Source organism: Pseudomonas bohemica, assembly GCF_002934685.1.
Taxonomy (GTDB): Bacteria; Pseudomonadota; Gammaproteobacteria; order Pseudomonadales; family Pseudomonadaceae; genus Aquipseudomonas; species Aquipseudomonas bohemica.
Genome location: NZ_NKHL01000091.1, coordinates 1 through 11,191 on the forward strand (window position 1 = coordinate 1; position 11,191 = coordinate 11,191).

Here is an 11,191-nt window from a genome sequence, read left to right on the forward strand (position 1 = left end):
GCACTCGCTACGACAAGCTGGCCAAGAGCTACGCAGCCATGGTCACGCTGGCCTGCAGCCTACGTTGTATGCGGCAATACATTTCGTACAAAACCTAGTGGCCAACTCGTGTTTTTCCAGCAGGCGACGGAAGTTGAGGATGGTGGTTTCATCCGGAATTCGCTCCAGGTTTAGACTGGAAAACTGGCGCAAGATCGCCGTTTCGTACAGCGCCTCTTCTATCGCCCGATCGCTGTAACCGAACCAGTTCTGCATGAGGTGAACCCGCAGCATCGCCATAAACGGATAGGCAGGACGGCCGCCTTCGCCCTTCGGGTAATGGGGTTCGATCAGGCCAATTAAACCCTTCCAGGGTACGACCCGCCCCATCTCGATCAGGAACAGTTCTTTTGCAGGTCTGCTTGCGCTTACCGGCGTACTCGGCATCGGCGAAGGTCATTTGCTGAATCATCGAAAAGCTCGGCGATTGGCGTCCCGGGATTTTGCCAAATCAGGAAGTCTTTTTCAGAATTTCCTTATGTCTGTTGGAAAGTTATCGCGGCTATGGAAACTCGAAAAAGGGCTACCCTTACAGAATAGGGGGATTACCATCCGACAGCTGAAAGATGCTTGCGGCAACTAAAAATACAGAAACGGCCGGGTAACCTGATCGTATCTTATTGATTCCCAGCTTTCAAAATCGCTGGAGATTTGTACACTCTCGAATCGCTGGCAAGGTTCTTGCTGAGGCTCGCTCAGTAAGTAAGTGAAAGATCGTTGAGTGGGACTGCTTTGCTATAAAGCCACCCCTGCGCTAATGCCTCCGGACAAAATACTATGATGGCCTGCCTTTGAGCTTGGTTCTCAATGCCTTCGAAAATAATCGCGGTATTTAGTGTCCTGGCAATTTCGAAAATTTTCAACAATATTGAAGCCGCAGGTGAATCCGTTCCGGCGAATTTGGTAAAAGACCTGTCAATCTTAATTTTGTCGACATTCAGATCAATAAGATACGAAAGGCTCGAGTATCCCGTACCAAAGTCATCTATAAATATTTGAAAACCGTGTCGACGCAACCTACAAATGCTGGATTCAATTTCACGGATTTCAGCGGTTGCACCTTCAAGTATCTCGATGGCAATCTGTGGTGGAGTGATGTCGTTCTTTTCTGCTTCTGCAATCAGCATATCCACAGTTTCTGGCTGGATTAATAATTCAGTCTCCAAATTAACACTCAGGTATAAGTCTTTATTAGAACGAAATCGACTGCTGAACTCGTGTATCGCTTTGGATATTATATTCCTAGTGAGTACTGGACCGAGATTAAGCTCAGCGGCAATCTTGAAAAAAATATCGGGCGGTACATCGCCGAGCTCCTTATCATGCCATCTAGCAAGTGCCTCAAAACCACGCACGCGGCCTGTAGTAGCTTGTACTATTGGTTGGTAGGCAACTTGTATATTGCCGTTGCGAATGGCACGTGCAAGCTTCCCTTTCATGGAGCGTCGGTTGACTAACAGCGTCATGATTACGTACCAAAACAATACGCCGAAACCTCCACTGATGGAGGTTACAGATGCGAGTATCCCAACATGCCTCGTAGAAAAAATGTTGCTATTTATTTGGGCAGCTACGCAAATATCGTAATAGCTCGAGCAAATTCTAGCTTTACGGATAGTAATAGATTTAAAGTCTTTTACAGCACGCCCAATGACGTGCATAACCTGTTGTCGATCGGGTGAGGTGATGACCGCGCTCAACTCAGGTGGTGGCGACTCAAATGCTGCAAATGCTTTTGGCGAGGTAACAACCGAGGTTAATTTACTGGCGGAGATGTCAAACCTATTGTTTGTATCAGTGTAGCTAGGGATGTCGCTCCAGATAGTATAGTTATTCCTAGTTTTTTTGCCGTTATCTGGCAGGTTGTAGGGGTTATTGAAAATACCCCATAGCGCAGAGCAGAGTATTTTGCCGTCGATGATCCTGCCAGCGTCTTTTACAAACTGGTAGTTGAAGGTGATCTGCTTAAGGCGCCCCATGTCCGCGGGGGAGCAGGGGTTTGATTCCAATTGATCAAGATCGAGCAAGGCCGCGGTCAGATCAGCCGCCACGTTCTCGGCATGCTTTAGTATACTGCTTGCATAAGAGTCTACCTGAGTTTGGTTGCTCTCCAGCCAAAGCACTTGTGATAGCCAAAGTGCAAATATAATGGATACTGAGACTGATCCAAACAGTAGAGATCCAGCAATAGTTTTGGATTGCTTTGGGGACATATAAAGTTTGCCTCGCGATCAGAACCAGATAGGAGAGTGCATCTTCGATGGCCGGATCGCTCAGGGAGAAATAATTTTGCAACAGATGAATACGTAGTATGACTTCCAGAGAATAGGGCTTTCTCCCGCCGCTGGGCTTGGGTCGAACAGCCAGATCAGTCCCAGCACACCCGTCCAGGGGACGACCTGATCCATCTCGGGCGAAGAGGCTTTCATGGCCGGTTTGCTTGCGCTTGCCGGCGTACTTAAAGTCGGAGAAGCTCATATGGCTCATGGGCAGCTCGGATCAGGGGGGGGCAGACGTATTTCAGCACATTTGAAGACTTGTTTGTCAGTGCCGACGTTGAAATTACCCAAGGGGGGGCGGTAGAAATCTTGGACTGTTGGCGCTGACGCCGAATTGACCCAGCGGCCGATGCCAGACTGACCCAACACCAATCGGTGAAAATCCAGCACTGGTAATGGGGGATGCGGCGTCAGCGCCAACATGCTGTGCTCACCCTTCCGGCAGTGTCCGCCAGGCGGAGCAGCAGGGGCGGCGGTTGTAGGCTGAGGGCCAGCACCCGGATCGGCGAACATTGCGAAATGTTACGTCAAATGCGAAGCTGACGTAATTGTGAATACTTATCATCCGCCTCTATCGCTATCGTCCAGCCCGCGCATCTTGATTATCGAGGATGACGTTGAGCTGTGCACGCTCCTGAGCAATCATCTGAGCCGTCGTGGCTTTGCCTTGAACAGCACCCATCGCGGCGATCAAGGCCTGGACCTAGCATTGCATTCTCCGGTGGAGTTGATCCTGCTGGACATCATGCTGCCCCGCGACTGTGGCCTGAATATTCTCGCGCGCCTACGATATGAGCGGGGTACGCCGGTGATCCTGATGTCGGCGCTGGGCGCCGAGCAGGACCGTATCACCGGCTTCAGCCAGGGCGCCGACGACTATTTGCCCAAGCCGTTCAGTCTGGCGGAACTCGATGTGCGCATCGACGCTTTGCTGCGCCGCGTGGCGATTGACTGCGGCACCCGCCCGCCGTCCGCCGCTGGCCGCCGTTCGGCGCTGGATTTGGACCCCGATGCGCGGGACGTGCGCTTCAACGGCCGTGCCGCTGGACTGACTTCTTCGGAGTTTCGCCTTGTGTGCACGCTTCACGAGCACCGGGGCGAGGCGTTGAGCAAGGCGTTCCTCTATCAGCATGTGCTGCATCGGCCCTACACCCAGCTGGATCGTGGCCTAGATGTGCATGTGTGCAACCTGCGGCGCAAGTTGGCGGCCATCGAGGTACAGGGGCTGCGCATTGACGCGGTGCGTCATCAGGGCTATGTACTGATGTGCGAAGGCGTCTGATGCGGTGTCGTCATCCACTGCTGTGGAAAATGGCCATGCTGCAAGTGTGCGCCTGCCTGCTGCTGGTGTGGCTGGTGTGGAACTGGGGCCAGCGGGTGGAGCGCAACACCTACTTTCTTGAACTGTCCGACCGGGTCGCCTTGGCTAACTATGCCGCCGAGGTCGAGCAGGTCGCGGCCCGTGGCGATGCGCAGGCGGTGGAGCGCTGGCGGCTGGCGTTGCAACAGCGTGAACACACTTGGGTCTCGGTGCTGGATGACCGCATGCAGAGCCTGGGCACGTCGTCGCTCAGCGCCTCGCAGATCAGCCACCTAACTTTCATGCGCAAGCTCAGTTGGCCGATGAGCAAACGACTGGAGGATGAACTGCCTTATGTGAGCATCGCCTTTCCCCAGCACCCGGAGCGTGGGCGGCTGGTGATGCAGTTGCCTGAGCGCCTGTTACCGCCGGGGCTTACGCCGTGGACCCATGTGTTGACCCACGGCGTGATGCCGGTGCTGCTGGCGCTGGGTCTGGGGTTGGTGCTGTACCGCCACTTGGTGCAGCCGCTGAACGAACTGCGCGAGCGCGCCAACACCCTGAGTGGCGGCGACCTGGCGTCCCTGGCCAGCAGCCGCGTCACGCGACGCCCGGATGAACTGGGCGAGCTGGCCCGCGCCTACGAGCACATGGCCGAGCGCCTGCGCCAGAGCCTTGACCAGCAACGCCAGTTGTTGCGCACCTTGTCCCATGAAATTCGCACGCCCCTGGCGCGCTTGAAGATCGCCAGCGAAAGTGGCTTGCCACCCGGTCTACTGGAACAACGCCTTGCGCATGAGGTGGAAGACATGCGCCGGCTGGTGGACGACTCCCTCAACCTGGCCTGGCTCGACACCGAAAAAGTGCGCCTCCCGGCCGAAGCAGTGGTGGTGGCCTCGGTGTGGGAAGCCTTGGTGCAGGATGTGCATTTCGAAACCGGCTGGCCGCTGGAGGCACTGGTCTGTGAGCTGGGCAGCACCTGCCAGTTGCGCGTGCACCTCAACAGCTTTGCCCTGGCCCTGGAAAACGTCCTGCGCAACGCTATCCGCCACTCGCCGGCACACGGTGTAGTGCACTTGAGAGGCCGGCGCGATGGCGACAGTTGGTGCCTGGTTGTCGAAGACCAGGGATCGGGTGTGGCCGAGGCCGATCTGGAGCGCATCTTCGATCCCTACCTGCGCCTGGATGGCACCCAGGGCAGCGGTTTCGGCCTGGGCCTGAGCATCGCCCGGCGTGCTATCGAACTGCAGGGCGGCGAGTTATGGGCCAGCCGTGGCACCCAAGGCCTGCGCATAAACCTGCGCCTGCCAGCGGCAAATGTTTAGAAAGTTAATGTTCTTTACTCCCAATTGCATCTGCTTATCATCGGCGGCTTTTGATGGCCTGTCGATATCGGCCGGGCTGACGTTTGGAGATCCCCGCATGTTCCGCTTATCCCTGCTTGCCGTGAGTATTTGCAGCCTGCTGCCGGTTATCAGTTTCGCCGCCGAGGCCGATGCGCCCGCGTCACTGGAACTGCCGACCCAGACCGTGTTGGGCACCGCACAGGAAGAGATCAAGCAGATGCCCGGCGTGTCGATCATCACCGCCGACGACATCAAGAAGCGCCCGCCGGCCAACGACCTGTCGGAGATCATCCGCACCATGCCCGGCGTTAACCTCACCGGTAACTCCAGCAGCGGCCAGCGCGGCAACAATCGCCAGATCGACATTCGCGGCATGGGCCCGGAAAACACCTTGATCCTGGTCGACGGCAAGCCCGTCAGCAGCCGCAACTCGGTGCGCTACGGTTGGCGCGGCGAACGTGACAGCCGTGGCGACAGCAACTGGGTGCCGGCCGATCAGGTCGAGCGTATCGAAGTCATCCGTGGCCCGGCGGCGGCGCGTTACGGTAACGGTGCGGCGGGCGGCGTGGTGAATATCATCACCAAGCAGCCGGGCAGCGATACCCACGGCTCCGCGACGATCTACCACAACTTCGCCCAGCACAAAGCCGAAGGCGAGACCGAGCGCATGAACTTCGGCCTCAACGGCCCGTTCACCGACACCCTCAGTTACCGCGTGTACGGCAATATCGCCAAAACCAACGCCGACGACGCTGACATCAACAGCGACCATGAATCCACCCGCACCGGCAACCAGGTCGGCACCTTGCCGGCGGGGCGCGAAGGCGTGCGTAACAAGGACGTCAACGGTCTGCTGAGCTGGAAGATGACCCCCGAGCAAACGCTCGACATGGAGGCCGGCTTCAGCCGACAGGGCAACATCTACACCGGCGACACCCAGAACACCAACAGCAACGCCAACGTCAAGAGCATGCTTGGCCATGAGACCAATATCGTCTACCGCGAAAACTTCGCGCTGACCCATCGCGGCGAATGGGATTTCGGCAGCAGCCTGGCCTACCTGCAATACGAAAAGACCCGCAACAGCCGCATCAACGAGGGCCTGGCGGGCGGCACCGAAGGCATCTTTTCCAGCACCGACTTCTACACCAGCGTGCTGCGCGACCTGACCGCCCACGGCGAGGTCAGCCTACCGCTGCACGCTGGTGTTGACCAGGTGCTGACCATGGGCACCGAGTGGGTCGAATCCCAGCTCGACGACCCCAGCGCTAACACCCAGACCACTACCGCGGGCGGCAGCGTCGCGGGTCTGACGAGCACCAACCGCAGCACCACATCGTCGGCGCGGATCTTTTCGGTCTTCGCAGAAGACAACATCGAGCTGTTCCCTGGTACGCGCCTGACCCCGGGCCTGCGCCTGGACCACCACAATATCGTCGGCGACAATTGGAGCCCGTCGCTTAACCTGTCCCAGGTGCTCACCGACACACTGACCCTCAAGGCCGGCATCGCGCGCTCGTACAAGGCGCCGAACCTCTACCAGCTCAACCCCAACTACCTACTGTACAGCAACGGCCAGGGTTGCTACGGCTCGACTAAGAGCTGCTACCTGCAAGGCAACTCCGACCTCGAGGCCGAAACCAGCGTCAACAAGGAGCTGGGCATCGAGTACCGCCACCACGGCTTAATCGCCGGGCTGACGTACTTTCGCAACGACTACAAGAACAAGATCGAGTCCGGCCTGACCCCGGTCGGCACGGCGTCCGGCGGTACCGGTACCACCGCCAATGCCAACGTGTTCCAGTGGGAAAATGTGCCGAAGGCGCTGGTCGAAGGGCTTGAAGGTAACCTTACGTTACCGCTGGCCGAGTCGCTGACCTGGACCAACAACTTCACCTACATGCTGCAGTCGAAAAACAAGCAGACCGGCGATGTGCTCTCAGTAACGCCCAAGTACACCCTCAATTCCATGCTCGACTGGCAAGCCACACAGGATCTGTCCCTCCAGGCCAGCGTCGCATGGTACGGCAAGCAGACGCCGAAAAAATACGACTACCATGGCTACCGCGTGACAGGTACCAGCAATAAGCAACTGTCGCCGTATGCCATCGTCGGCGTCAGCGGTACCTACGCGCTGACCAAGCACCTGAGTCTCACCGCTGGCGTGGATAACGTCTTCGACAAACGCCTGTGGCGCGAAGGCAATGCCCAGGGCGTTACTAACATCGAAGGCGCGGGCGCCGCCACCTACAACCAGTCCGGCCGTACCTTGTACACCAGCCTGACGGCGTCGTTCTGATGGGCCGGGCACTCTTGCTCGCGTTGCTGTTCGCCCAGTGTGTGCATGCCCAACCGGCCCCCGACCAAGTGATGGATGCGCCGGTGCTGCGTGAGGCCAGCGACTACCAGTTCAGCACCCTGGAACTGGACTCCGCCGACGGCGCCCGGCACTACCGCATTTGGCTCGGTCGCCCGCTCAAGGTCACGGTCGCCAATCCGGTCGCCTATTTGCTCGATGGCAACGCGGCCATGGCGGCGCTGGATACCGCGCTGCTCAAACGCCTATCCCGCAGCGCCGCGCCGCCGGTGCTGGTGGCGGTGGGCTACGCCACGCCGCTGCGCATCGATCGTAATGCGCGCACTTTCGACTACACACCGAAAGTGGGCGAGGGGGCGCAACGTGATCCGCTGACGAATGTTCCTAGTGGCGGGGCGGATGTATTCCTCGACCTGCTCACCGGGCAGATTCGCGCGCAGATCAACCAGCGGCTGGGGGTTTACCCCCAGCGCCAGGTATTATGGGGGCATTCCTATGGTGGGCTGTTGGTGTTGTATACGCTGACGACCCGGCCCGGTGCTTTTGATGAGTACGCTGCTGCTAGCCCGTCGTTGTGGTGGAATAACGGCGTGATCCATTCCGATGGTCTGGCGCAGCATCTGTGCGGCCAGCGGCCGACGTTGCTGCTGATGCGGGGGGATCAGGAGCCGGCGAGCCCGCTGAAAGCCCCCCGCCCACTAGATGATGCGGCCGCCAAGCGTCTGTGGACGACTCTACAAAATATCGAGGGACTTCGAACTCGCTACCAGAGCTTTCCCGGGCTAGGGCATGGGCCGATGTTGAGAGTGTCGTTGCGTTACACGTTGGAGCAATTGTAGGAGCACACCGGTTTTGTATGTCGAAATCCGGCAAATAGGGGGGATTACCTCCCGACCACTACTCATGACCGGGCGGGAGGCCGTGCCGCGTCTGGCTGCGACAGTTTTAATTCTCAAGAGGGTTCGGTCCGATCGGCGATTCAAGAGGGTGCGACCGTTTTGCGATTTTTCACAACTGGGCTATAGGCCGCGAAACGCGGGAGCCACCTGCGACAGCTTTAATTCTCAAACTTCATTGGTTGGTTTCTAGCAAAAAACACCGACACGAAACAGAAAACCTGCCATTGGAATAAAAAATCCTGACACGCCTGCGCGAAAAAAGCGCTGGGCGTGCGCAGGATGTCGTTGAACCTACGCAGTTTCCGGTTCTTCGTTCCAACTCCTTGATCCGCTCGCGCTCGCTGGTGCTGACGCCTCCACGCTGCCCGTGGTCAATCTGGTGCCGCTTGGCCCAGGTCACCAGAGTCTGGGCCGAGCAGTCAATCTTGGGTGCGATGGACTGGACCGCCACCCGTAGCGACGGATACTCGCTGCGGTGTTCCAGCAGCAGCCGCACCGCGCGTTGGCGCACTTCAGGGGAAAACTTGTTCGCGTTGTTCTTGCAAATGGCTCCTTTCTCTCAAGAGTGGGAGCCTCTGCAAAGCCCGGGACGATTCACTGCGCCGCACGAGCTGATCTACATCACCACGGACACGCGTCTGGTCAATCTGCTGCGCGAAAGCATCCCCGACTTCAGTGAGCGCCCGGATTCGGCCCTGGAAACCAAGCGTTATTCCATCGCGACCAACAGGGTTACCCAAGGCCTGGGGTTACTTTGGTGGACGAGTTCGCCCTGATGGGCATGCAGCACCAGAATCTGCGGGTACGCCCTTTCGGCCTGGATATCGCTGTTTCACTGGTCACGGCTATCACATCGGGAGGATCGCCCAAGCGCTCGGCGCCGGACTTTCTGAAAGTGTTCGAGGACGTCATCGCGCAAAATCCGATACGTAGCCTCGAAGATCTCCCGCTGGCTTCGCCCTTGGGCTGCTCCCTAGACTTACCGGGATGACAATGAGGGATCCGGTCGGCGTAGCCTTCTATTCTTTCCCATCATCGCCGGGTATCGGCTGCTGGTAGAACTCATGGGCACGGACAATGGCTTCCGCGATCTTTTCCAGGGGTTCGCGTTTGGCCATTGCTTGAGCGCGCAACGCGTTGTAGGCATCACGCTCCGACAGTTGTCGGGTATCACAGAGTATGTGAGTGGCTTTCTGGACAACCCTGCTCACGATCAGACGGCCCTCAAGCCGCTTCACCTGTTTCTCGCGCTCGCGGCTACGCTTGGCCTGATTGAGCGTAAGGACCATCGCCGTCATCACGCCAAACGATTTGATAGGCGCTGGAAGCATTGCGCAGGCGTTGAGGGTCAGCAGCGCCTCGATGAGCAATGGGTTTTCGTGGCTGATGACCGGCAACACGGGCGGTGTACCGCGTAACAACCAGGGCGCGTTGACCATCATGGTTTTGGGTGTCACAGCAAGGATTACCAGATCGGCTTCCAAGGGCATGCGTTCAGGAATCGGCCACTGAGTCCTGAATTGGCAGCCCATGCGCTGTAACTGGGCGGTCAGCTTCTGGCCGTCCTCGTTGTCAGGATGGATCACCAACACCATCAACTCCCGAAGGTCCTTGAGTGGCGACACGTCAGGACTTTCAGACAACCGCTTTTTCTTTCCCGAGCGCAAGGTCATGGTTCGCGCCGATTCAAGGCCCAGGAACCCAGCCTGGGTGAGATGAGGTAAGGGTCGGATGGCACGTTGGTCGACGTCTCATAGAGGATATCGAACTGACCCTCTGCATTGGCCCGCGCGATGCGTGCATAGAGGTGGGCATGGTGGTTGCCACCGTCGATGCGGATGGTGCCCTGGGGTGCCTCGAACTCGATCAGCGGCAGGTACCGGCGGATGGTGTCCACGTCCAACGACTGGGTGCGACGCATCGCCATGGCCAGGATATGCACCTGAAAGTAGGCGGCTTCCCAGCACATGTCGGTGACCTGGTCCTCGCCGAACATGGCCTTGTAGCGCGCAATGGTCTGGTGATTGATTGGGTTGTCGATCGATTGAAAATACGAGGCTGCCGTGATGTGGCCTGCGACCTTGGCGGCACCAATGCTGCGGATTTCCGTTTCACTGGTGGTGAGGCTGGCAATTGGCAGCTCTTCGGGTTTGAAACCCAGTTCTGCATATAAGTCGTACAAGTGTCGAAGTCCGTCTCCCACCACGGTACAGAAAATGAAGGAGGGGGGGTCGCGCTGTATATGCTCGAAGAGTTTGCGGTAATCCTCGCGGGTGGCGTCCAGCGGCACATAGTACTCGCCCAGCTTTTCGCCGCCTTCTTCGTAGATCAGATCGCTCATGACCCGGTTCGATTCGTAGGGATAAATGTAGTCGGTGCCAATCATGATCACGCGTTTGCCGAAGTTCTCGAACATGTAGTTGGCCAGCGGGACGTTATTGAGGTGTGACGTCGAGCCAGTGCATATCACGTTGTCCGAATACTCGAAGCCTTCATAGAACACTGGGTAGAACAACAGGGCGTTATAGCGCTCCACCACTGAAATGACTTTTTTGCGCATCCACGACATGTAACAACCCAGAAGGAACTTGACGTCCTGCTCGACGATTAATGACTCGGCATGTTTCACATACAGGTTGGGCTTGGATTCAAGGTTACTCAGGCACAACTTGAAAGGCCGGCCATCGATACCGCCAGCGGCGTTGACTTCAGCGATAGCCAACTGTGTGCCCCGGCGCATGGAGGCTTCAATGTCGGTGATGGGGCCGGATTCTGAGAACAATCCCCCCAGCAGGATAGGCTCATTTGACATTACTCAACCTTGAGTGGCGAAATTTGGCCTGCGGCAAGGTGCGCCGCAACAAACATGTTCGAAGCAATATGGATGCCAGCGCCCTAGGCCGACTTGCAAACACTGTGTCTCGGGCGTTCAACCATGGTGCGTATGTGGGGCGCTTGCCCTCATCCGAAGCGCCCCGGGTGCAGTAAGGGAATATGGCAGTTACGTAACA

General features: G+C 57.7%; 8 protein-coding genes and 4 pseudogenes. 6 read left to right on the forward strand and 6 right to left on the reverse strand.

What is annotated here, in order from left to right:
* Nucleotides 1-98 (forward strand): annotated as a pseudogene (locus tag CE491_RS06625) (IS5/IS1182 family transposase); the annotation flags it as partial.
* A 1-nt stretch (nucleotide 99) separates the two neighbouring features.
* Here CE491_RS06625 and CE491_RS06630 read toward each other — a convergent pair.
* The 3 genes and pseudogenes from CE491_RS06630 to CE491_RS06640 form a co-directional block, all read right to left on the reverse strand.
* A pseudogene (locus CE491_RS06630) lies at nucleotides 100-448 on the reverse strand (transposase); the annotation flags it as partial.
* A 286-nt stretch (nucleotides 449-734) separates the two neighbouring features.
* The gene (locus CE491_RS06635; RefSeq protein ID WP_110947557.1) at nucleotides 735-2,252 is read right to left on the reverse strand and encodes an EAL domain-containing protein; all 1,518 of its coding nucleotides are present in this window, start codon (nucleotides 2,250-2,252) and stop codon (nucleotides 735-737) included.
* A pseudogene (locus CE491_RS06640) lies at nucleotides 2,245-2,526 on the reverse strand (transposase); the annotation flags it as partial. The gene CE491_RS06635 and the pseudogene CE491_RS06640, both read right to left, overlap by 8 nt.
* A gap of 342 nt (nucleotides 2,527-2,868) precedes the next feature.
* On the opposite strand from CE491_RS06640, the gene CE491_RS06645 reads away from it, so the two are divergent.
* The 4 genes from CE491_RS06645 to CE491_RS06660 all read left to right on the forward strand — a co-directional run bounded on the left by CE491_RS06645 (nucleotide 2,869) and on the right by CE491_RS06660 (nucleotide 8,120).
* On the forward strand, nucleotides 2,869-3,600 hold the full coding sequence (locus tag CE491_RS06645; protein WP_110947558.1) for a response regulator transcription factor: 732 nt from the start codon (nucleotides 2,869-2,871) through the stop codon (nucleotides 3,598-3,600).
* Nucleotides 3,600-4,943: a HAMP domain-containing sensor histidine kinase gene (locus CE491_RS06650; protein WP_110947559.1), complete on the forward strand. Its 1,344-nt coding sequence runs from the start codon at nucleotides 3,600-3,602 to the stop codon at nucleotides 4,941-4,943. The genes CE491_RS06645 and CE491_RS06650 overlap by 1 nt, the downstream gene beginning before the upstream one ends.
* A gap of 97 nt (nucleotides 4,944-5,040) precedes the next feature.
* Nucleotides 5,041-7,263 carry a TonB-dependent siderophore receptor gene (locus CE491_RS06655; protein WP_110947560.1) on the forward strand — a complete coding sequence of 741 codons (2,223 nt, stop codon included), beginning with the start codon at nucleotides 5,041-5,043 and terminating at the stop codon, nucleotides 7,261-7,263.
* Nucleotides 7,263-8,120 carry an alpha/beta hydrolase gene (locus CE491_RS06660; protein ID WP_110947561.1) on the forward strand — a complete coding sequence of 286 codons (858 nt, stop codon included), beginning with the start codon at nucleotides 7,263-7,265 and terminating at the stop codon, nucleotides 8,118-8,120. Before CE491_RS06655 ends, CE491_RS06660 begins: the two co-directional genes overlap by 1 nt.
* Nucleotides 8,121-8,434: 314 nt before the next feature.
* Here CE491_RS06660 and CE491_RS06665 read toward each other — a convergent pair.
* Nucleotides 8,435-8,727 (reverse strand): annotated as a pseudogene (locus CE491_RS06665) (transposase); the annotation flags it as partial.
* On the opposite strand from CE491_RS06665, the gene CE491_RS06670 reads away from it, so the two are divergent.
* The gene (locus CE491_RS06670; RefSeq protein WP_110947562.1) at nucleotides 8,705-8,956 is read left to right on the forward strand and encodes a hypothetical protein; all 252 of its coding nucleotides are present in this window, start codon (nucleotides 8,705-8,707) and stop codon (nucleotides 8,954-8,956) included. The pseudogene CE491_RS06665 and the gene CE491_RS06670 overlap by 23 nt on opposite strands.
* A gap of 243 nt (nucleotides 8,957-9,199) precedes the next feature.
* Here the strand turns inward: CE491_RS06670 and CE491_RS06680 are convergent, their stop codons facing one another.
* Nucleotides 9,200-9,853, reverse strand: a complete 654-nt coding sequence (locus CE491_RS06680) for an ANTAR domain-containing response regulator (protein WP_110947564.1) — start codon at nucleotides 9,851-9,853, stop codon at nucleotides 9,200-9,202.
* Nucleotides 9,850-10,992: a transporter substrate-binding domain-containing protein gene (locus tag CE491_RS06685; RefSeq protein WP_110947565.1), complete on the reverse strand. Its 1,143-nt coding sequence runs from the start codon at nucleotides 10,990-10,992 to the stop codon at nucleotides 9,850-9,852. The genes CE491_RS06680 and CE491_RS06685 overlap by 4 nt, the downstream gene beginning before the upstream one ends.
* Nucleotides 10,993-11,191 lie beyond the last annotated feature (199 nt).